The sequence below is a fragment of the Cytobacillus sp. IB215665 genome, assembly GCF_033963835.1.
In the GTDB taxonomy this organism is placed as follows: domain Bacteria; phylum Bacillota; class Bacilli; order Bacillales; family SM2101; genus Nanhaiella.
The window spans coordinates 111972-135219 of the sequence record NZ_JAXBME010000006.1 but is presented as its reverse complement, the minus strand read 5'-3'; the positions used below and the strand labels follow the sequence as shown (position 1 = coordinate 135219).

Sequence of the window (23248 nt, the reverse complement as noted above, 5' to 3'; positions counted from 1 at the left end):
AAACTTATGAGTTATATCATACTTGATAATGATTATCATCGTCAAGTATATATTTTCCTATTTGCCGATTCCATCTCTAAAACTAATTAACAACTTATATGTTCTCGACCGTGTGTTGCTTATTTATAACATACGAAGATATTTAATTAGTTATTAACAGAAAAGATCAGATCACCTCGTACTTTACATAGGACACTCTAGGATTTGTAGGAGATAGTACAAAACAGATTATTATCGTTCAGTTAATAAAATTTGCAAACAAAAAAACTGAGGAGAGATACTCACTCAGCTGTTAATTCTGATATCTTATGCTTCGGACATACATCGTTTCGCTATATTTTATAAATTAATCTATACTTCTATTAATATGTCATGCTAGGCCAATTTTACTATATTTGTTCATGAACCACTGACCAAACTTATCTAAGCTCGATTCTTTATTTATAGCATATGTATTAAAATCTACTTCATCAAATTGTGCTAAAGTTTTGTTGAACTTTTCTGGAATAAATATGTACCATAAATCCGACCATTTATCTTTATTTTCTTGACCTCTAACAGCATTAGCTACATATCCTGGTGAATTGCTTTCAAAGTATTTCATCATTTCACCATCATAAAATGCAACACATGATTTGAATTCGCAAAATCTATCCGACTCACCTTCCATCAGTTTAAGTATTCCTTCTATGCCAATTGTATCTAACATATGATTCACATAAGCTTTTGGAAAACCATTTAGTTGTTTGATAAAAAAACCAGAATCCATCGCAATACATGGGGTATTTACTAATTCATAAGCTTGAATCACTTTTTGCTTTGCAATTTCTCTAATATCATCACTTCTTGGTTCTATTAATTCAGCTTCAAATGGCATCACTTTTATTTTTGATAAAGATTTTTGAGCAGAAGCTATTTTCCCTTTGTTTGTTGTAACGAATACGATCTCATTCATTTTCAGTATTCCTTTCTGTGATTTTACAATGCTTGAAATCATTTTACCAAGAAAGTTTTAGATTATAAATAAGTTGATTATCTGTCATATTCATATTGCACATAATAAATAGTTTCTATTTTTAGCTTAAATCTTTCAATTATGAGAAAACTTGATTAAACATAACAAAATAAATGCAGACAATGAGCAAATTACCCCTCCAATTATAATGACTGATGATGTACCTACCAAGGAGGAAAGCCCACCAGCCAATAGAGCTGAAGCTGGAAGTAATGTCCAAGTAATAAATCTACTCGTTGCTTGAACACGTCCTAAAAGGTGCTCAGGTGTATTTGTTTGCCTAATTGTACGGATACATGGATTAATAAGCGCTACTGACATCGTTCCTATTGCGTTTGCAATGATTAATAAAAGATAGGACGTTGTTGCCCCAAAAAGTATAATTGATAATCCTCCCATTAACAATGAGAAAAAAACAATCTTTAAGTAAGAGACATATTTTTTAAAAATATTTGTAAGTAATGACCCAACAATAGCACCAATTCCACCAATCGAAAGGAGTATACCTATTTTTATTTCTCCTAGTTGAACGGTGCTCTTTAGATGAAAAATTAACACGGTTAAAAATAAGGTCGTTCCAAATGTGGAAATCATTAAAACGATATTTGTATAGTTGAGAATTTTTGTTTTAAACACAAATTCAAAGCCTACTTTTAAATCTGACAAAAAACTTATTAGTATTTTGTCTTTGGCTTTCAGCTGTTTTTCATATGGAATGGTAATGGTAGCTACAGCACAAAATGCGAGGAAGAAACTAAAACTATTGATGATTAATGCGTAGCCTGGATGGAATAAACTAATGATCAGTCCGCCTAATGTTGGTCCCACGAGAACGCCCGTATTAAATATAATAGACTGAAATGAATTTATCGTATGTAGGTCTTTATTTTGTACAAGAGTAGGTATACTCGCAAATTGTGTTGTGCTATACAGCTGAGTTAAAATACCTAATATCACTGCTGATGCATATAGATGCCACATTTCTAATTGTTCTAGAGTAAATAAGATACCTATCCCTGCAACAATCAAACCTCTACAAAAATCACAAACTAATAATACTGCTTTACGATTTAAACGATCGGCTAAAGGACCAGTTAGAGGTATTAATATATTTGGTAATCGTTCTAATGCTGCAAAGATTCCCATACTTAGGGGTGACCCAGTGATTGCTAAAACGATTAATGGTAAGGCTACTAAATAAATTTGGTCACCGCAGAAAGAGATTAGATTTCCACCTAAATAACGGAATATTGGATAATTTCTTTTCAATTCAAGTTTTTGTCGTTTATTACGAGATGAGATAGCTGACTCCAATTTCACTCCACTCCCTATTTATTTAAATATTGCTTCAGTTCAAAGTCTAACGTTGTAAGCACATGTATATTTAATGAATAAATGCTGCGATTGACCAATACTAGCCGAGCTGATCTAAGTATACTTAAGTGATGGTGAATCGTTGATTTGGAGATGTCCAATAGTGTAGTGAGTTCTTGTAAACTCCTATTTTTTTCAAATAACAATTTTAGAATTTTTAGTCGCAAAACATCTCCAAGTGCTTTATGCTTTAACATCAACAAATGATCGGCTACATACTTATCGTTTGGATGAATGCTATCATTATGAACAGGATAATAAAATATCTTTGTATCTTTTATTTTTGCCTCAATGGTCCATGGTCTATATACGAAATGTGGTATTAGTAGTACATGAGTAACAGTCGGTTCAGGTAAATATTCAATACCTCCCGTTACCCACGATACAAATTCTTCAGCTGTAAGTTGTGCTTTTTGTTCATTCTTCAAGTTGACGTCCCTAGATAAAATACTCGTTAAATGTTCTGAGTTAGGCAGCACTATCTCCTCGAACCACTTAGTTAGTACGTTTATGACATGCTCACGTAATATGGAAATATCAACATTTGCAATGAATTTTATATAACGTGGAAAGAATTTATGCCCCCTCGTTATTTCTATTGACTGCTGAATCGCTATTTGATCACCTTTTGCTGCCGCTGTTCTTATTTGCTCATAATTATTACCCATATACGGTAAACAGTAAAAACGTAATTGTTCATCCTCGACATTTAAAACGAAGTTAGTGAAATCACTAATCGATTGTGAATTAGATTCATGCAGTAGTTGTAGAAGCGCTTTCCATGTATTTTCTTTTTGTACAAGATCTAATTCTTTTGATAGTTCACTTGTAATAGAATCGAAGATATTATCCCAATAATCTTGCGGTTGGTCTAATGTACTTAACATCTCCGTATACGTTATTGCTGCTATGCCGAGAGCACTTTCCCACATTAACGAAAAATCAAATTTAACAGCATAAGATTCTCTTTTTACAGTTGATGTGTTTAACACTTTCATTTTCATCACTCCAAAAGGATATTTATGTTAATTCTACAATATTAGAACAGTTCATTCAATAATTTTCGAATAATATGAAACTAGACACCATCATCACAAATTTGATAATATTTAACTAGTTTGTAAGTTGAATGTTATATTTTGGCTCTTTTCGTAAACTTTGTTGCTATTGAGACTAATTAAGATAAGCAATTAACAATTTTATGGCAATGGACCTCATTTTAAATAGGAAAAGATGCCACGAATACCTGGTTTATATGTATTTAGTTCTTAGTACGAAAAGCAACAATCAATGAGAAAACAGCCTGTATTTAAAGTGGGTGTATACTATGAATAATAAGAAAAAGAAAACTATGTTGCAGTTACCAAAAGTCCCCGACAATTTACCACAACTAGACCTTAATAACCAACTAGAAGTTGATCAATATTTCAACAATGGTTCAATATACGATTGTGAAATTTCAAATAAATGTATTGAAAGAATTTCCTTCGAAAAAATACTCTTTAATAATGTTATATTTACTAATATATCATTCAGAAATATTGAGCTGACCGATGTCATTTTTGACAAATGTGATTTGTCTAATGTTGATTTTAGCAATGGTATTATTCATAGGGTGAAGGTGACAGATTCCAAATTATTAGGTATGAACCTGTCAGGAGCTGCTTTACGAAATGTTACTTTTAACGATTGCTTTGCAAATTATGCATCTTTTGGGTTCTCCGATCAAAAAAATGTTAATTTTAACTCGTGCTCATTAAGTCACGCTGATTTTTACGAGTCAAAGTTCAAAAATATTGAATTTAATAGATGCGAGATGCACCAAGCAAATCTAGCAGGTACAAGCTTAAAGGGAATTGATTTAAGTAGCTGTTCTTTTGAGAATTTAACTGTGTCGATAGAACAATTAGAAGGCTGTATTATATCTCAAGAACAAGCTATTGGATTTGCTAAAATTCTCGGCTTAGTCGTTAAACAGCCTCATGAATAAGTCATATCTTATTGAAAAATATCGATTCTTATTACAAGGAAACGTTCCGAGGGAAGTTAATAACTTACAAGTACACAACTACTTTTTCTATGTCATGTTACCAATCCGTTACATTTAATTATTTTTTCCTGTCAATTGAACAAGGGGGCTGTTTTTCTATTGAAAAATAATGTAGTCATTTTTGATATCATTTTTTATGTCGTATTCCCATTAGTAGTTTGGAATCTTGGTAGAGATTATATAGGAGATTATTATGCTATGCTTCTTTCGTCTGTACCAGGAATCATTTATAGCCTATACAGATTTTTTCAACTTAAGAAAGTTAATGTCTTTGGTATTTATATGCTTGCCACACTAGTAATTGGGACGCTTATTGAAGTGTTAGCAGGTTCTGCTTTGCAACTATTATGGAATCAAGTATTTTTTGCTTATGCTATGGCAGCTTTTTATTTAGCTACTGTATTAACGAATAAACCACTTACACTATACTTTGCTTTAGATATTTTTGAGTTGCAAGGAATAGACAAAAAACAAAGTAAAAAGATATTTTTTCAAAAGAAATTTCTCATTGTATTCCAATTGATTACGATTGTATTTGCTGTAAGAAGTATCGTGTTGGCAATAATTAAAACATGGCTAATCAATGAGTACGGCGTAGATGCTTTCGATAAAGGAATCCTTTTACGACAAGCATTCAGCTGGATTATGACTGGGGTTTCTGCTATTGGATTTATATATATAGCTAAGCTCATTAGTGACACTCCAGAGCTCGCATCAGTATTTAACTTTGACAAAGATCCAGATAAAGACGACGTAGAACTTAATTCACAGGTAAACAAAAAATAGTGGGGAGTTTCCTCCCCACTTTACTAATTGCTCCATTACATTGATATTCAATTTATTATTCCCACATAAATAATGTTAATTTACTTCGTCATGTGATAAGACTTTTTTTAGTATAACTGTGGCAACACACTCACTTTAACGCATTGCCAAGTCGAGGGTCAGACCCCTGACCTACATGTACTTGTAGATTATACATTCCAGCTCTGTAGCCGTGAGGTAATGTTTGTTCAAGACGTTGATATGTAATATATGGCTTTTGAGCATTATCATCAATCATTACTTCAAATAACCCTGATATTGTTTTTGACTTTCCATCCTGCATATAATCAATAGTTAATGGGACTAAATCTTTCGTTTCTTCAGTCGTATAAACAATTGAAAAAAATTCAAAGCGTTCTCTATCTTCTCTCACTTCACGTTCAAGATTTTCATCATATGAGAAGCTTTTTATGTCCTGTCTTTCCACATTTAACTGATTAATATATGGATACACTAGATCAAATTTCCAGTTTTCAAACCTTGATGGAAACGTCTCATCATTTGCTAAAGCTTGCTCATAATCAAAAAAATGGACTACTGACAAAACCGCTATTAGAATTATACCAATGCTTAAATGGTATTTTAATGATGTTAGTTTAATCGAATCTCTAATTAACAATAAATATAGTAATAATATAATACACAGTACTAAAAAGCTTAGCAAAGGTGTTAATAAATGAATCGCTTTTAGTTCAATTTGTAGTCCTAACTCATTTATTTGATCTAGATTCATCATTTCACTTCCTAAAAACCCATTATAAATTAAGTAAAGTGTGAACTTCATTTTGCTTTTATTATTACTTTACAAAATGCTAATAATAGATTATTGAATTCGTTAATAATACCTATTATGATTAATTTATTTTAAATTATACTTATTTTATATAATTTGTTAAATTATGTATTTATATAAATTCTTAATTATAACACCATAACTTTCTTAAATTCTCCTTTTCTCAACCACTAAACATATGAAACCACGTATAAACCCAATACTAGGATGATTGAATTCATGTGTTAGACGAAAAAAAATCTCCCATTATAATAACTGAGTTAACATATTGAACATTCAATAAAACCTCGTTATTCTCACAGTAGATTATATAGAAATCTCAAACTCAAGACTTATTACTTTAGTAATAGGTCTTTTGACGTTATTATAGTATTAAATAACATAATTATGGAATGGGGTATCATAATGGAAACACTACAGGCAAGTTTAGACACAATTACACGTCAAAGCAAAGCAACTATGCCAATGAACGCTTTTACTGTATTAGAAAATTCCATAGCTTCACTTCAACAAGCTGGTATAGCTAACGGACTACCTGTTGGTCATAAAGCACGTGATTTCACTTTAACTAATGCAAATGGTAACCAAGTCAATTTATATGAAGAATTAACAAAAGGACCCATCATTTTAACATTTTATCGAGGATCTTGGTGTCCATATTGTAATCGTCAGCTACGTGCATACGAAGAAATACTACCTGACATTAAAAAAATTGGTGGGAGTTTAATTGCCATTAGCCCACAAACTCCAGATAATTCATTAACAATTAAAGAAAAAAATGATTTATCTTATGAAGTAGTTAGTGATTTAAAAGGCTTAACAGCTGCAAAGTATAATGTGTTATTCGATGTTCCACAAGAAGTGAAGGAAGTATATAATCAGTTTGGATTAGATTTATCTGAATACAATGGAGGAGGAAACTGGGTTATACCAGTACCTTCAACATTTATGATTGATGAGACTAGTAGAATCCGATTTTCATATGTTAACCCAAATTATATGCAACGACTAGAGCCTGAAGACCTGCTTACAGCACTCAGAAACCTCTAAAGTGAAACATACATACATCTAAACCTAGTTGTTATTGGCTTCTTTCGCGTTGATTGTTATTTATTTTCGGTTAAGAAGCTTGAGCACGCTATGTATTAAAACGCCTAAATGGCGTTTTTTTTTTCGAAATGCAGTTTTATCTTATATTTTTGCGGTGATATATATTTTGTAGCACCCTCCTTTCCAAGTCAAGTAAGCTTCGTACTTGAAAAACCTACAATTCAGGCGTAGGTTTTTCTGTTTTAGCTTTATTAACTCTGATAGTAAGAATTAGCTTGAATAATTTTTCATTATTTACAAACGCTACATTTTAGGAGGGAAGCTACGTATGAAAAAACAACAAAAATCTAAAGAAGTTGGTCAAAAAGCAGATTCTATGAATCCTATGGACCAAGGATTAAATTTAGTTTCTCAAGTCGTCAATAATACGACAGGTCTTGATGAGGGTAATGATGGAAAATTGAGTAAAACAGACTGAACAAATACCATTTTGGTGTTTGTTTTTTTGTGTTCAAATTTTATCTTAATTTAAGGTTATGATTTTATGCTATATATTTCATTTGAAGGAGGAATTTTATGAACAGTGCGCTCAAAGATATGCAATCAGAACTGATAGTTGAAGCAAAAAAAGGACTCCCTTTCTTACTATCTGGGACAATCGTTTTTTTTATCATCTCACTTTTTCCCATAATTTTCCCAAAAGAGATCGTTCATTTTATTTGGTTATTTGGGTTATCCTTGATTTTTCCATTAGGTTTTTTAATAAGTAGGATACTCCGTATTAATTTACTTGTAACGCATAATCCTATAGGTATATTAGCATGTATTATTGCTGTTCCTCAGGCTTTTTATATACCTCTTTATATCATTGTATACATGCTAATTCCTCAATACTTGCCATTTACTATTGGACTTCTCACCGGTTCACACTTTCTTCCTTATGTGTGGATTTATAAAAGTAAAGCTTATTTATTTATTACATTAAATGCTTGTCTATCCTCTATTATATTAGGTTGGATTTTTGTAGACTATGCCTTCACAGTAGTGCCATTAGCAAATTTCATCGTTTACGGTGTTGGCGCATTACTTATCATAAGGGAACTTCGAGTTGAACTTACCTATTAACAAAGGTAAATACATAAAGTATTTCAAATAAATTAAGGAACAAAACGTAAATCGGTCGTTACTTCTAACTTTTATAAATAATTTACACCTACACGCGGGTTTTGGTGCCTCTACCCTATACAATAGCAAAGGTTTGCCCATAGAAAAAACATACGGTACATATTAACCGTATGTTTTTGAATAGCTATTTCGTAATAAGAGCTACCTATATTATCGTGGACTAATTTCGATCAGTTTAATTTGGTGGTCGTCTATTTCTTTGAGAGTAAAGATATAGCCTTCGTATTCAATGATTTGATTTTCTTGTACATCTATCTCCTTCGTCAAAATCCACCCACCAATCGTATCGATATCCTCGTCATCAATACTCAAGTTCAATAATTTATTCACTTCACTAATTAGTACTTTGCCATCAAGTATATAATGATTATCTTTAATATTTTGAACGTCTGGGGTTTCATCCACATCAAACTCATCCCGAATTTCACCAACTATTTCTTCTAAAATGTCTTCAACGGTAACTAACCCTGACGTACCACCATATTCATCGATTAATATAGCCATATGAATTTGATCTTTTTGCATTTTTTTCAATAAATCATGAATAGGAATTGTTTCAATCACGTAAATAATCGGTGTGACAAAATCTTTAATTGTTGTAGTGTCTATATCTTTTACATCGAAATATGCTTTAATCATCGATTTAAGATTTATTAAGCCAATAATATGATCTTTATCACCATCAATAACAGGGTATCTTGTATACCTCTCATCCTTCACTTCTCTAAGAAAATCTTGGATAGATAAACTCACATCAAAACTTACGATTTCTGTTCTTGGTATCATAATTTCTCTAGCGATACGGTTATCAAATTCAAAGATATTGTCAACATACTTGTATTCTGATTGATTTATTTCTCCACTCTGATAGCTTTCAGATAGTATAATGCGTAATTCTTCCTCCGAGTGAGCCATTTCATGTTCTGATGCTGGATGCAAACCAAATAATTTAATAACGACCCTAGCTGATCCATTTAATAACCAAATAAAAGGATACATGATTCGATAAAACCATATTAACGGTGTAGCTAATAATAATGTAAGCTTTTCTGCTTTTTGAATCGCTAACGTTTTAGGTGCTAATTCACCAATTACGACGTGTAAATAAGTAATTGTACCGAACGCTATAGCGAATGAGACAATACGTGAAACAGAAGTTGGCATATCAAAATGTTCGAATACTGGGTGTAATAATCTTTCTACTGTAGGTTCACCAACCCAACCAAGTGCTAAAGCTGTAATTGTAATACCTAATTGACAGCTCGATAAGTATTCATCTAAGTTACTCACAACTTTTTTTGCTGCAATCGCTTTTTTATTTCCTACTTGAACTAATTGATCAATTCGACTCATTCTCACCTTCACGATTGCGAATTCCGCCGCTACAAAGAAACCTGTTAGTCCAATTAAAATAACAATTAAAAATAAATACAATAAGTCAATACTGTCCAATAAAATTACCTTACTTACAATGAAGTAAGGTGTCACCTCCTGAATAAAAATATAAATATCTAGAATTAGTTCCTGTTTCTGTGCTTTTTTGTCCTGTTTTTTGAACATGCATATATGCTAATGCAATTATTATATATGATAGTCTAAATTACGACAAGAAACACAACATATAAAACACATTTTTTATAGAAAAAAATAGCAAATTGCAAGAAAAAAAACCTTCCATCAAATCTTTTACTACGGATGTTTTCGCAAAGGTTGTTGTTTTTTCGTACGAATAAATATAAACATCATTTCTTCAGAACACAGATGCCTAAACATATAAAAACACTTTTTTATTGGTACTAATTTATTATAAATAGAACAAAGTTTACAAAGCCTTTATAAAAGGTTTACATTTGAGTAAAACCATCTTTCTCTTCTAGTATAGGGACTATAGCAATAAAGTTTATGAAAATAGCCTTTACTATCTATACGAACATATACGTGAAAGGTTTCAACAATTTAAATATACTTATGATAATATTTTAATATCTCTTTTTAATTGTAGTAGTTTTAGGTGGTAACTAAACAAAAATTCGTAGGCTTCTAGTAATTTTTTTGCTTCAAATACGCTTTTTCCCCACACTGTAATACCATGATTTCTTATGAGCACAGCACCTTTGTCAGATGTAACGTAAGTACTTAATGAATCTGCTAACAACTGGATATATGCATCATTTCTTATAATTGGTATTGAAATTTCTGCATCTTCTTCCCATTCATCGAATGCTTTGATCATTTCTTGCCCATGAAAAGTCACTTGTCCTTGATCTCCATATAGTTCTGATATAACATTATTATCTACCGTATGTATGTGTATACAACAGACTGCATTTGATTGTTTATACACTGCGAGATGAAGTGGAGTTTCTGCTGAAGGATGTAATTTGGTACTACTCGTAGGGTGTCCTTGTTCATCTACTAATAAAAAATCATCCTTTGTACGCTGCCGTTTGTCCTTTCCACTTACCGAAATGAGAAATGTTAACGGAGAATCACTTGCTTTGATTGAGAGATTGCCACTCGTTGCATAAAACCAATCTCTTGAACCTAATTCATCTTTTAAGCTAGCTAATTCATCCCATTTTTCTTGAAAAACGGTCATTTTATCACCTCGAAATATTTTTCATTTAAATTATGACTTCTTTTTCTCCTTCATATCATTCGTGTTATTTATTGTAAAATCCTGCTCATAACATCGTTTAATACTTTAACAATTAGTGACAATTAAATTTTCAATTTTAAATAAGTTTATTTAATTTATTAAAACTACACTTAAGTTTCATATTTATTAAACATTTGAAAAAGTTATTGACAAAGAAAATCACATATTGTTATGATACTTTTCAAACAAACAAATTTATGGATCGTAATTACACACGTAAATTTTATAAGTTAGTCTCTTATCAAGAGTTGGCTGAGGGATTTGGCCCTATGAAGCCCAGCAACCGACCGTAATACCATCATGAGGATGGGGCGTGTAAGCTAACGCCAGAACTTCTAAGTTCTTCAAAGGCACGGTGCTAATTCCAACAGGAAGCAAGACTTTCTGAAAGATAAGAGGTAGAAGTTCGTTCTTCAAGCCTCTTTCGTTTAATAAGAAAGAGGCTTTTTCTAGTTAACATTTACAAAATAACGCTTTTTTGGAGGTATTTATGAGTTCAAATCAAAGTACTTATCAACCGCTAACGGAAAAAAGTGCAATTTCTTTAGCCCAAAGGTTAACACTTTTTCATGAGCAATCATTGTTAACATGTAAGGAAATTGGGGATGGAAACTTAAACCTTGTCTTTCGAGTAGTCGATGAGCGTAACAACAAAGGAATCATAATAAAGCAGGCATTACCATATGCAAAAGTTATTGGTGAAAGCTGGCCGCTTACTTTAAAGCGCGCAACAATTGAAAGCCATGCGCTACTTACCTTTGCAAGCTATTGTCCAGAGTATATTCCAAAGGTTTACTATACCGATGACAAGTTGTCAATTACTGTGATGGAAGATTTATCTCATCTAGACATCGTGAGAAAAGGGTTCATCAATAACAAGTTATATCCATCTCTCTCAACCCATATCGGTACTTTTTTAGCAACAACATTATTTTTTACTTCTGATTATGCTTTAGGACCGGAAAAGAAAAAGCAATTACAAAAACAGTTTGTCAATCCCGAGCTATGCAGAATAACAGAGGATCTCATATTTACCGACCCTTTCTTTAATCATGACACAAACAACTATGAAATAGAATTACAAGAAAATATTCAAGCTATTTGGAATGACTCTTTCTTAAAGCTTGAAGTCGCAAAATTAAAAAAAATATTTTTAACGCAAGGTGATGGTATTATTCATGGAGATTTGCACACTGGAAGTATCATTGCCAATGAGGAAGAGACTAAGATCATTGACACTGAATTTGCCTTCTGTGGACCTATAGGGTTTGATATTGGCTTATTTTTCGCAAACCTTATTTTACAAATCTTATCTCGACCAGATAATGAAAGAAGCTACTTATACAATTGTATTGAAGGTACATGGGACACTTTCACCACAACCTTTGTTAAACTATGGAAAAACCATAGCATTGAGGCATTCACTGAGGTTGGAGGTTTCGTTGAGCACATTTTAACACAAGCATATGCAGACGCAATTGGTTTTGCTGGATGTGAAATTATTCGCCGTACGATTGGCTTAGCACATGTGGAGGATTTAGATCGTATTACTCCTCATGAGAGAAAGATTCAAGTTAAGTCGACTGCTTTACAAGTCGGTAGAACACTTATTGTAAATCGCCACAGTCTTACTAATACTTCAGAAATTCAAGATGTTATTCAACATACTGAAAGGAGATTTGTAAGATGAGGCAAGTCTCAACTCTTCCTTTATCGGTAGAATGGAAAGACCATTTCATCAAAATTTTAGACCAACAACAGCTACCACTTGATACAATTTTTATAAATTTAACTACACTAGAAGACGTTTATCATGCTATTGCTTCGCTAAAAGTTAGAGGTGCACCTGCAATTGGCATCGTGGCAGCTTTTGGATTAGTGCTAGCTGCACAAAGCTATCATATACATAGTCTAGTAGATTTCAAAGCTAGGCTTGGCAAAGATCGTAACTATTTAGTAAGTTCTCGACCAACAGCTGTTAATCTAAGTTGGGCATTAGACCGACTCATTAATTCCATTAAACAAGCGACAACAGTTGATGAAGCAATCACAATATTAACTGGTGAGGCAATCAAAATTCAGCTCGAAGATGAAAGTGCTTGTCGTGAAATTGGTGAAAATGCAATCAAATTATTAGGTACAAAACGCCGTATCTTAACAATTTGTAATGCAGGTTCTATCGCTACAGCTAGATACGGTACAGCACTTGCTCCGTTTCATCTCGGCAAGGAGCGTGGAATTGACTTTTCCGTGTTCGCGATGGAAACTCGCCCTGTTTTACAAGGTGCAAGGTTAACAACTTGGGAATTAACTCAAATAGGAATTGATGTTACTCTCATCACCGATAATATGGCTGCACATACTATATTGTCAAAAAACGTAGAAGCAATAATCGTAGGAGCCGATAGGATTGCTCGAAACGGTGATACAGCAAATAAAGTAGGAACGCTAGGTTTGGCAATTCTTGCTAAACACTTCAACATCCCATTTTACGTCGCTACGCCACAATCAACATTTGATGATTCGATAATGAACGGAATAGACATAAAAATAGAGGAACGTCATCATGAAGAAGTTACTCATTTTGATGGAAAAAAGGTCGCACCGAACGGCATAAATATCTACAACCCAGCTTTTGATATTACGCCTAACGAACTTATCACTGCATTCATCACCGAAAAAGGCATCAAATAAGGGGTCAGATCTCCACTGCTTTACACAGTTGAGATCTGACCCCTGTCAATTTACCAGCCTACACCAATAATTAGTGCTTCTGGATTAGGATGTTCTAACAGCGTGCTGTAATTTCTTACATCATCATAAGCAAAGCCGTATGCTAAACCGTCAATGCTGTAATCATGCCAGAATTTAGCATAGAAGTTAGCTGTATCGTTTTGATAGAAGAAGTCTGAATTCCCCCAATTAACAGGGTCGTACATAATACCTCTATTTAATGCGGCACAAACTTGAGCTTCCACTACTTTTTCATCTGGACTTCCTGTATCCATCGGTCCTGAACACTCAAAAACTTCAAGTGTCGATGGTTTGTCTGTAATATATAAATTGTAAGGACCACCGTTTTTCGAAAAGACGAAGTTATCTCCTTCAACACGGCCACTAAATGTTCCTGCTTCTGCAGTAAAGGTTAATTCATTCGTTCTATAATAATCCCAAACTTCATTCACGTAGTTATCAAAATAGTTTTCATATGTTCCTCCTGGCTTAAATTGACCTTTACCTGGAGCAACGATTCTATATGGTTCTTCAACTAATGATTGGAATTCCGCTGGCATTTCATTTTTAAATGCACTAAATAACTGGTCACGCGTATATGTTTCACCTACGATTTTATCATACCCATCAGAACCTAGTAATCTATTCGTAATTGGGAAACTAAATTGGTCTACTCGAGTTGAGTTTCCGTGATAACCCCATTGGTCAATTGTAAACTCAATCCATTCGAAATAAATATCTTGGTTAGGATCTGTTGGATTATTTAAATCTGGACCTGCAAATCCTACTCTACCATCTGCTGCTTGATTTAATTTAATATACATTGGACTTCCTAAGCTAATAAACATTCTTCCAGAGTCAATCTCTGGCATTGAAGTCCAGTCTACTTCACTCATTTTATAAAAGTAGTTTGGATAGTTTTGACCGTTTTTCGTCAAGTGACCTGGTGCATCATTGTCACTTATGTTACTTTCTATCAAATTCCCATCTTTATCTACATGACTAAGCTGCCCAGTAGCTTTATTATATCCAAGAATAGCCCAGTAAATTTCATCATCAGAATACTCTCCACCAGTATTATTTTGTAATTGGAATGTCATTACACCATTTCCAGTAGGAATAGTTCCAGGTTCTGGTGTTGGTGTTGGCTCTGGATTCGGAGTTGGTTCTGTTGGCTCTGTTGGTGTAACTGAGTTTTTAGTAAATTCAACCCAATTTAAGTTACCGATACCTTCAGCAGCACCTTTAAATACAAAATATACATCATGTGTACCTGTGACATTATTGATAGTGGCAGTGTTTGTAACCCAATTTTGCCATCCGCCAGTATTTTGAATAGCTACTGTTCCAACTAAAGTTCCAGTAACGCTATCTAACCTTACTTCAATTGTTCCACCTGCTGATTGACTAGCTACTCTAGCTTCAATCCCTTTTGCACCATCGGTACCAAAATTAACATTGTTAAATGCTATATAGTCGCCGTTGTCAGTCCAACCTACATTTTTCCCACTACCTAGATCAGTTGTATCTTCTGTTTGAATACCTTGCATTGAATCATAGTCTTCTGCTTGAATTTTCTCATAAGCATTGATAGAACTAGGATTCGTTGGTTCAGTTGGTTCTGGCTCTGGAGTTGGTTCTGGCGTTGGTTCAGAAGGTTCTGTCACCACTCCAGTTGAAGTAAGTACCATGTCATCGATACGAACAATTTTTGCAGTCCCTACTCCTTCAAAGCGTAAAAATTTCGCATTTGTCAAATCCGCTTGAAAATCAGCTAAAGGTATAGAAATTGTTTGATAAATGCTTGTTACGCTACCGTACTCAGATAATTTTAATGAGCGATTTGTTCCATCATTTAATACGATGTTAATATAATTCTCTTCGCCACCATTTGCTCCTTTTAAAGTAAGCTCCAGTGTATCATAAGCAGAAATATCTTTGTTTAAGTACTGATCAAATAATTCTGCAGTTGTCCCACCATTAAAGAAGAAATATAAATTAGAATTACCTTCTAGATTGTAAACTCCTCCGTTACGTACAATAGATTCTCCCAAATCATTTGTATTTGAGTTCCACTGTGTTGAAGAGTTAAAATCGTCAATTACTAGTGGCTCTACGTTTGGATTTGGCTCAGGCGTTGGCTCAGGCGTTGGTTGTGGTTCCGGCTCTGGTGTTGGTTCCGGAGTTGGTTCTGGCGCTGGCTCTGACGTTGATCCATGTGTACCATTATATTCTGGTGTGTTATACGCAGGAATTCCATTGTTATATGTGAATGAATAACTAATAACGTCTCCCGATTTCAAACCATCTACTTCATGTGTAAAAGTAGCTCCTGATTTATTCATTCTTACGTTTTGTTGGATACCAGAGTTAATTTTGTAATGAACATCTACCCAGCTAGTATTCACAAAAGACGTAAATGTAATTTGAGATTTTGATGAGGTTATTGTGTTAACATCATGTTCATAATCAGCTGCTGCTGCAATATTATTATTAAAAAATGGTGATATAATTAATGATAGTGCCATCATCACCGTAAGCACTTTTTTAAACATATAGTTACCTCCGTACAGTTATTAATAATAGTTAGTTTACTAGATTTATTGATATGAAGTTTTGTACAGTAACCTCCTTCCACGTATATATTTCGTACCCTATGTCATTTTAGTGGGGGTCAAAAATAAAAAAACCTAACGCTTATTTTTTTGCGCAAGGTTTTTTTATTAATATGACCTTGGATTAGAATTTATTCCAAGTTGTAACTTCATCAAGTGGTAAACGAGATTTTGCAAAACCCACTTGTTTAGCCTTACCAACAGAAATCAACATAACAGGAGAGAAATTTTCTGGGACATTGAATTCTTTGATAAATTGATCAGGATTAAAACCTCCCATTGGTACGGTATCAAGGCCTTTTGCCTTTGCTGCAAGCATTAATTGCATAGATACGATACCACCGTCAATCATCGCTACTCTCGATGCATCTTCAAACGATAGATTTCCATAATGACCATTAATTTGATCTACATAGAATTTTTTAATTTCTTCTGTCATCGCACCTTTTGTTACTAACTCACCATATATTCTTTCTGCGTTTTTATATGCTTCTAGGTCTCCAAGCACTGCGATAACAACTGATGCATCAACGATTTGTTGTTGATTATTTGCTATAGGTAGTAATTGCTCTTTTGATTCTTGATCATGAATAACAAGAAATCTCCAAGGTTGTAAGTTACTCGAAGAAGGAGCCAAAATTGCAGTTTCTAAAATTTCATTAATATCACTTTCACTCATTTTATGTTCTGGATCATAATGACGAATTGAGCTTCTTTCTTGTGCAACTGTGAAGAAATTTTGGTCAGTTAATTCCTTCGGTTTTTCACCACTCATTTTTATTTCTTTTATTTTATTTAAATATTCCTCACTTGCATTTCTACTTTGTGCCATTGTTAAATCTCCTTTTATTTCAAACTGTATTTATTTCTATTACAGTATAATGTTTGAACTGTAATTTTGTCAAGTACAGTTTAACGAAAGATACCTTATACTTTTTCTCATATTTAACAAATTCTAAATCATTCTTTCTATTTATTATATGAAGAAAATTTTTAATCATTTATAAGAAATGATTCGTACTAAATTTGCCTTTTACTTTGGACTTCTCCTAAGCGATAAATAAGACTGGGATCAAAACTAGACCGACTATGCCATAGAATCATTTATCAGTGAATCTTTTAATAAAAATGACTTCACTCTCAACAATAACTAATTTTAACACCACTATTATATAACTTTAATAAAATCACTCCTTAAATAGAGAGGAATAATATATTTACACATAGAATAGGTTAATGTTGGTAAACTTTTTTAAGGAGTGAGGTAAATGTTAGACTTTGAATTAAAGAGTATTGAAATGATCAGAAATAAGGTTCTAGTTACAATCGATGGTCTATCTGATGAACAATTGAATAAAAAAGTTTCTGAAGACCGTTGGAGCGTTGCTCAACTACTTAATCATTTATACACGAGTGAACAAGGGTTTACATCTTTAATAAAAGCTGGCTTAGAAAACCCTGAAAGTAAAGAAGCAAAAAAGAGACCTCTACTATTAATGCTAGACAGATCTCAAAAAGTAAAAGTTCCTGATGAACTTGCCCCTACAGATGTCTTTATGACTAAAGAAAAATTATTACAATGTTTATCAGAATCAAGAGAAGGATTATTAAAAGTACTCAATGAGATGGATGATAACGAAGAAAACTATACAAAAGGAATTCCAAATCCGGTATTCAAATATTTAAATTTAGCTCAATCTGTGGAGTTTATCGGCTTACATGAATTAAGGCATTGGGAACAGCTAAATGAAATAATCATTGATAGCTTTTATGTACCAGTAGCTAATTAAACTCCCACAATATCACATACTAGACACACAGAAATTACACAACTTTATTATTTAATAGGGTTATAGCAATTTTTCATATTGTTTTCCCCTCTCTTATATAAACACACGTTGTTACGTGTGTTTATTTTTTGCGCTACAAATGATAGTTAACGTCACAACCTCTTCACCTATATGCTTTTTCCTTACCAGGAATCAATATATAGAAGTCAACTATAACTGTTAAACAACCCCATCAGTCTGAGATCATTCATTTTATAGTATCTCGTGACTTAGCAGGCAAGTTAACAACTTATGTTTTAAGTTGTTATCTTACCTACTAAAAATTAGTTGTTGTTATTATTTATTTGTTATGAAGTATATAGTGATAGTATTTTTTGTTCTCAATTACTACAGTATCAATAAAAGTAAAATTACTTTTTACTATTACTCTATTTGAGCTTACATTATTTGTTAAAGCAATTGCATTGAGAGATTCCAGGTTCGTTTTGTCAAATAAAAATTTAGTAAATGCCTTCACAGCTTTAGTTGTATAGCCTTTATTTCTATGGTGCATTGATAAAACAAAACCAAGTTCTCTATTAGGAGATGGCAATTCATCCCTCATAGAAGTCGTTATACAGCCAATAAATTCTTCAGTTTCTTTTAAAATTATCCCTAATTTTAAACTCTTTGTTCCAATACGAGGGACGGACTGCAAGAACTCTCTCCCACCAGGAATTTCCCAGTTTACTAACCAATCTAATCTTTGTTCTTTTGTTGACTTCCAATCTGGTAAAAATTCATCAACACCAGGGTGGGTAGTTATTTCGAAATATTCATCTAAATCTTCACTTCTCAATTCTCGTAAATAAATATCCCCACAGTCTATCATAAATTCGATATTTCGCTGTTCCATAATTCTTCCTCCTTGATGTGAAGGAGCACACATAGCAATTTTTTATATGTCTAATACACAAGTAAACATCACATTTTGGATTGCTACTTTATGAATCTTTACTACATGCACTCTCCTAGTTTGTATATGTAAAAAGTGTAGTATTAAAATTTTTAAAGATTATTTTGACTGAAATTTATAAATTAAATCTGAATCACTTAATTCAAGTTTTCTTAGTAATAATCTGTTCGTTCTTATTGAAGGAAAAGGATTGAAAATAATCATTCGATACATTCCTCCTCACACATGATTTCTTAAACATACACCCCAAACAACAGAAACTCTTCTTCTGTTTGAGTAAAAGGCCCAAAAATATAGCATTCTATACCCGAACAGCCCTTTTGAGTTAAAAATGAAGCTTTTTAGTATACCTCTTTTTATCATTTGACCTCCAAAATAATAGCATCAAAACAATTCCAATAGGAAAAAAAAATAAACTTACAGATAAAATACCTATAATGTTTTTAATAATGCTTATTGTTAAATCATTAGAGTCAATCTTCAATTCTCCATCAACAAAAAGGTTCATAATAGCAGCACAAACCGCGTATATTGCAGCATATTTAAGAATAAAATGCCACTTCCTCTTTTCATTTTTATTTCCAACTCTCAATTCCTTCATATTTTTTTTCACATTAACTACTCCTGTTTCCTTCAATTAAAACTAACAAAATTTCTATTATGTCTCGTAATATTGTTAATTTGATTTTTTTAATAAAATAGTCTCAGTCTCTTCTTCCCAAGTTATTTCTAATGTAACTTCTTCAGGTAGTGTAAGGTCATATCCTTCAGAACTTGATTCAAATGCTGTATGGAAATTTTTTATACCTTTTAAAGGACAGGAGAATTACTCTTAAAACTGCTTACACCCGTATTTAACACATATTCAATTTCAGTGGGCAGCTGATATTCGTGCGGGTTACGATCTTGGATGTATTGTATATACATCGACTCAAAATAAGAATTTCTAACTTTAGCTACTGAAAAAGTTGCAAACCACTTTTTACCTTCACCAAAGTATAAAACATTCATTTCTGGTTCAAAATTATTTGCTGTTTTATTATCTGCTTCACATCCACCAATCATAAAAATAAAAATGCAAAACAGAAGCACATAGATAGATTTTTTCAAACAATCCCACCTCTTTACTATAATTTTTTCTTCTATCATCTTAGAAAACTCAATATCACTTTATTTAACGAGTTCTTCTCCATTCTTCTGCCAAGCTAAGATACGTAAATTAATACCGGCGAAGAATGGTGCAACAACCCCTGCAAATGCTCTAATATTTACTGGTTGAAAGCTTAACTATCGCAATAAGGAATAAAAGTGCAATTAGAAATAAAAACCCTGTAATTTGTCTTTGCTTAAAAAAATTCATTTCGAAAACCTCTATTAAAATGAATAAGCATTTGGAAAAATATCCATTTAATACTATACTATAATTTTCCTTTTCTACAAAACAATAATTATAATTGATCGCTAGTAACCATAATGTCCATTGAGGTTACAAAAATCTTGCTAATAACTTTCAAATTGTTATACACTTCAGAAAGATATCTTATCAAAAGAAGAAATGGAAAAAATACTATTATCGATGCTTGAATACTAAATGAACTTTTCGGTATGAGGTTCTTATAATTAGGACTTTCTCGTATTGTATTTAATGAGGCGATTGCCAATAGAAGCAGTCGCTTTTTCTTTATGCAACTAGTTTTTATTAACGTGTTGCTATTGGTTAGGAATTAATCAGGTAATAGAATACCTTTCTACTGATTAACAAAAGTATCAACTTACTTTCCGAGTTATAACCGTGACGCTGGTACGAACCCATTAATGAGTGGTTTTAGCTTGCTAAAGGTCGTCCTGAAGGTGTTATTCAACAATATTTCCTTTTAACTAAGGGAAAACGCTTTTCTTCGGGAAAAGCGCCAAAAAGTTTAAGCGGAATAGGTCTATTTATTTTCTAAAATACATTGAAATCTTTCTACACCTGGGTACTTTTCTCCCAAACTAATTATGTTAAATCCAAAATTTTTATAAAAATTAACAGCATCTTTATCTGTCTCAGCAGATATACAAGATAATGAATGCTTATCTCTGATAAAACTAATCATTTTACTACCTATACCTTCTCCCCTATGTTTTGTAGATACAGCAATATGCTTTATTTCACTACGTTTTGAACTTAGTAATTCTATTCCTATACAACCAATAACATTATCTTCAAAGTCATATCCATACAACCTTCGAACTGGAGAATGGATATATAGTTCATATTCTCGTTCTACATTCTTTACTGAAGTTGCGAAGGATAAAAGTTCTTTCATACTCGGTTGAATTATATTTGAATTAATTTCCTTCATAAGAAGCCACCCTTTCTTGCTTAACTTGCCCTTTTTCTAAATAACCTCTTTACCCTATATTAACGTAAATTTCCACAACCTTCTTGTTATTATATTGAAACTACAATATTTTAGAAAACAGGCTAATCTATTAATAGTTAGTTTCATAGCTCCCCTAGTTTGTATAATAAGTTATTCCACTATATGGCCCTATTGAAGTATAAATATTGATTGAATTAATGTTGTTATGTTTTTTGTACGATTAATCATTAGTTTATAGATTCATTGTTCATCATTGACCAACTAAAAACAAATACCCCATCTGTTTAAGATGGGGGTAAAAAAAGTATTAAATAGTTTGTTAAAGAATGCTTTACCTATCTATGTTGACACTTCATTTGCACAAGGTCGTCACAATTTAATTGCAATATAAGATTATAAAAGCTTTAATTGTTTCTTCGTGCCATTCAAATAAATGTTATCTCGAATAGCCTGCAACAGGATAGTGATCAGAGTACTCATTGTATTCGTTTAAAACCGCTGTCCATACTGGGGATTTTACATTCAACACTTCATTTACCCATAAGGATGGTTGTGCATGATCTTTTTCTACAAAAATATAGTCTAAGTGTTGAGGGGCGAAATCAGGGTATTCATACGCAAGAATACTATTTGTCTCAGGGTCCCATGTTGATGAATGACCTGTATATTCACCTGGTGGATCAACATTTAACGTTTCTAGCATCTCTGTGTATTCATCCTCATTGTCCATTATAACGTTGAAATCACCACCCAAAAATACAACTTCCTCAATTGGAATATTTTTTTCTTTTACGAAATTACTAATTTCTTGAAATTGTGTTTGACGGATAGATGCATCTTCACCATCGCCACAACCTGTATCGTCTGCTTGTGCATGCGTTCCGATGATATGATAGAAGTGATCATTTTTTTGAATTTTTACATATACAAAGCCTTTGTTTGCAAAGTAATCCGCACCACATCCCTTTTCATAAACATATTGGATCTGCTCCACTATCGGCCACTTGCTAACAATTGAAACTCCACCATCTTCAGGTACAAAATTAGAATAAAAACCTAACGTTTCATCCCATCCATCCTTACTTCGACCAGAAACCGGAGTTTGGAAAGGGTACTCTTCTTCAAGCTTTGATAGTAAAGTCTCAGATGCTGAATTATCAAATAATTCATTAAGTATAATTGCATCTTGATTTTTCATATAGTCAGCTTCACCGATCATTTTTGCACGATCTGCTTGTCCCCAACTAGTTATATACGTTGGTAATAGAAAGACGTTATGTTGTAATAGTTTAAAATCATTTGGATAATTGTCGTTTGCATTTGTCACACTAATTGGAAAAATACTAACAATTGCAAGTATCAAACTTACAGCCAAAATCCATTTCTTCATATGTTTCACTCCTTATTCAGAATTGTTACTTTTCAAATTCTTCTCCTCTCCAATTTCATTCATTGAATAACTAGGATCGAATATAAGAATTATTCAAGGCTAGATTTTCATCCTACATTTTTTTGTATTATTAGACAATAAATAATATTCAAAATAGTTAAATATACATATATTAAACTTAAATACTATTAGAAAAATTTATGTAAATAGTACCAATATGACTCTTTCTACTAACAACTGCTAATTTATTAGACTGAGATCGAAAAATATATATTCGACAATAACTGTACAAACGATAGTTAATCATGGGCATGACCTGTAGCAACACTATTACTGTTTTTATCCCATTCTTGATATATGGACATTTTTTGATCATCCATCTGATCACAAGCTGTAAGTTATAAACAAAATTTAGAGCTGTCGATTCATTTAATCTAGGAACAAACTG

Annotated in this window: 21 protein-coding genes and 1 riboswitch; of the genes, 8 read left to right on the top strand and 13 right to left on the bottom strand. The window is 32.6% G+C overall.

Features of this window, described 5'->3' with window-relative positions:
• Positions 1-370: 370 nt before the first annotated feature.
• The 3 genes from SLH52_RS10475 to SLH52_RS10465 form a co-directional block, all read right to left on the bottom strand.
• Complete coding sequence (locus SLH52_RS10475) at positions 371-955, bottom strand: non-canonical purine NTP pyrophosphatase (RefSeq protein WP_320209224.1); 585 nt, start codon at positions 953-955, stop codon at positions 371-373.
• 135 nt (positions 956-1090) lie between these two features.
• Positions 1091-2329, bottom strand: a complete 1239-nt coding sequence (locus tag SLH52_RS10470; RefSeq protein WP_320209223.1) for an MFS transporter — start codon at positions 2327-2329, stop codon at positions 1091-1093.
• Between the two features lie 14 nt (positions 2330-2343).
• Positions 2344-3387 carry a metalloregulator ArsR/SmtB family transcription factor gene (locus tag SLH52_RS10465; RefSeq protein ID WP_320209222.1) on the bottom strand — a complete coding sequence of 348 codons (1044 nt, stop codon included), beginning with the start codon at positions 3385-3387 and terminating at the stop codon, positions 2344-2346.
• A gap of 329 nt (positions 3388-3716) precedes the next feature.
• Here SLH52_RS10465 and SLH52_RS10460 point away from each other — a divergent pair, with 329 nt between their 5' ends.
• Together SLH52_RS10460 and SLH52_RS10455 are read left to right on the top strand one after the other, a co-directional pair.
• Positions 3717-4379 (top strand): pentapeptide repeat-containing protein, encoded by a 663-nt coding sequence (locus SLH52_RS10460; RefSeq protein ID WP_320209221.1) that lies wholly within the window; start codon positions 3717-3719, stop codon positions 4377-4379.
• A gap of 159 nt (positions 4380-4538) precedes the next feature.
• Positions 4539-5225, top strand: a complete 687-nt coding sequence (locus SLH52_RS10455) for a VC0807 family protein (protein ID WP_320209220.1) — start codon at positions 4539-4541, stop codon at positions 5223-5225.
• Between the two features lie 130 nt (positions 5226-5355).
• Here the strand turns inward: SLH52_RS10455 and SLH52_RS10450 are convergent, their stop codons facing one another.
• The gene (locus tag SLH52_RS10450) at positions 5356-5997 is read right to left on the bottom strand and encodes a hypothetical protein (protein ID WP_320209219.1); all 642 of its coding nucleotides are present in this window, start codon (positions 5995-5997) and stop codon (positions 5356-5358) included.
• Positions 5998-6462: 465 nt separating this feature from the next.
• Here SLH52_RS10450 and SLH52_RS10445 point away from each other — a divergent pair, with 465 nt between their 5' ends.
• From SLH52_RS10445 to SLH52_RS10435, 3 genes are all read left to right on the top strand, one after another.
• On the top strand, positions 6463-7107 hold the full coding sequence (locus SLH52_RS10445) for a peroxiredoxin-like family protein (RefSeq protein WP_320209218.1): 645 nt from the start codon (positions 6463-6465) through the stop codon (positions 7105-7107).
• Between the two features lie 328 nt (positions 7108-7435).
• Positions 7436-7585 carry a hypothetical protein gene (locus SLH52_RS10440; protein ID WP_320209217.1) on the top strand — a complete coding sequence of 50 codons (150 nt, stop codon included), beginning with the start codon at positions 7436-7438 and terminating at the stop codon, positions 7583-7585.
• Positions 7586-7683: 98 nt separating this feature from the next.
• The gene (locus SLH52_RS10435; protein WP_320209216.1) at positions 7684-8232 is read left to right on the top strand and encodes a DUF7010 family protein; all 549 of its coding nucleotides are present in this window, start codon (positions 7684-7686) and stop codon (positions 8230-8232) included.
• Between the two features lie 210 nt (positions 8233-8442).
• Here SLH52_RS10435 and SLH52_RS10430 read toward each other — a convergent pair whose 3' ends face one another.
• Positions 8443-9735: a hemolysin family protein gene (locus tag SLH52_RS10430; RefSeq protein WP_320209299.1), complete on the bottom strand. Its 1293-nt coding sequence runs from the start codon at positions 9733-9735 to the stop codon at positions 8443-8445.
• A gap of 523 nt (positions 9736-10258) precedes the next feature.
• On the bottom strand, positions 10259-10891 hold the full coding sequence (locus tag SLH52_RS10425) for a methylthioribulose 1-phosphate dehydratase (RefSeq protein WP_320209215.1): 633 nt from the start codon (positions 10889-10891) through the stop codon (positions 10259-10261).
• A 295-nt stretch (positions 10892-11186) separates the two neighbouring features.
• Positions 11187-11349, top strand: a riboswitch (SAM riboswitch).
• 92 nt (positions 11350-11441) lie between these two features.
• Between SLH52_RS10425 and mtnK the strand changes: the two genes are divergently transcribed.
• Both mtnK and mtnA read left to right on the top strand, forming a co-directional pair.
• Positions 11442-12641 (top strand): S-methyl-5-thioribose kinase, encoded by a 1200-nt coding sequence (gene mtnK, locus SLH52_RS10420; RefSeq protein WP_320209214.1) that lies wholly within the window; start codon positions 11442-11444, stop codon positions 12639-12641.
• Positions 12638-13645, top strand: a complete 1008-nt coding sequence (mtnA, locus tag SLH52_RS10415; RefSeq protein ID WP_320209213.1) for an S-methyl-5-thioribose-1-phosphate isomerase — start codon at positions 12638-12640, stop codon at positions 13643-13645. Before mtnK ends, mtnA begins: the two co-directional genes overlap by 4 nt.
• A 50-nt stretch (positions 13646-13695) precedes the next feature.
• On the opposite strand, the gene SLH52_RS10410 is transcribed toward mtnA, so the two are convergent.
• Both SLH52_RS10410 and SLH52_RS10405 read right to left on the bottom strand, forming a co-directional pair.
• Complete coding sequence (locus SLH52_RS10410) at positions 13696-16239, bottom strand: beta-1,3-glucanase family protein (protein ID WP_320209212.1); 2544 nt, start codon at positions 16237-16239, stop codon at positions 13696-13698.
• A 184-nt stretch (positions 16240-16423) separates the two neighbouring features.
• Positions 16424-17131, bottom strand: a complete 708-nt coding sequence (locus tag SLH52_RS10405; protein WP_320209211.1) for a nitroreductase family protein — start codon at positions 17129-17131, stop codon at positions 16424-16426.
• A 436-nt stretch (positions 17132-17567) separates the two neighbouring features.
• Here SLH52_RS10405 and SLH52_RS10400 point away from each other — a divergent pair, with 436 nt between their 5' ends.
• Complete coding sequence (locus SLH52_RS10400) at positions 17568-18089, top strand: DinB family protein (protein ID WP_320209210.1); 522 nt, start codon at positions 17568-17570, stop codon at positions 18087-18089.
• 340 nt (positions 18090-18429) lie between these two features.
• On the opposite strand, the gene SLH52_RS10395 is transcribed toward SLH52_RS10400, so the two are convergent.
• The 5 genes from SLH52_RS10395 to sph all read right to left on the bottom strand — a co-directional run bounded on the left by SLH52_RS10395 (position 18430) and on the right by sph (position 22800).
• The gene (locus SLH52_RS10395; protein ID WP_320209209.1) at positions 18430-18984 is read right to left on the bottom strand and encodes a GNAT family N-acetyltransferase; all 555 of its coding nucleotides are present in this window, start codon (positions 18982-18984) and stop codon (positions 18430-18432) included.
• Between the two features lie 385 nt (positions 18985-19369).
• A complete protein-coding gene (locus tag SLH52_RS10390; RefSeq protein WP_320209208.1) occupies positions 19370-19657 on the bottom strand; it encodes a hypothetical protein in 288 nt (95 codons plus the stop codon).
• 197 nt (positions 19658-19854) lie between these two features.
• Positions 19855-20154, bottom strand: a complete 300-nt coding sequence (locus tag SLH52_RS10385) for a hypothetical protein (RefSeq protein ID WP_320209207.1) — start codon at positions 20152-20154, stop codon at positions 19855-19857.
• Between the two features lie 824 nt (positions 20155-20978).
• Positions 20979-21389 carry a GNAT family N-acetyltransferase gene (locus SLH52_RS10380; RefSeq protein ID WP_320209206.1) on the bottom strand — a complete coding sequence of 137 codons (411 nt, stop codon included), beginning with the start codon at positions 21387-21389 and terminating at the stop codon, positions 20979-20981.
• A 457-nt stretch (positions 21390-21846) separates the two neighbouring features.
• The gene (gene sph / locus SLH52_RS10375; protein ID WP_320209205.1) at positions 21847-22800 is read right to left on the bottom strand and encodes a sphingomyelin phosphodiesterase; all 954 of its coding nucleotides are present in this window, start codon (positions 22798-22800) and stop codon (positions 21847-21849) included.
• Between the last annotated feature and the right edge of the window lie 448 nt (positions 22801-23248).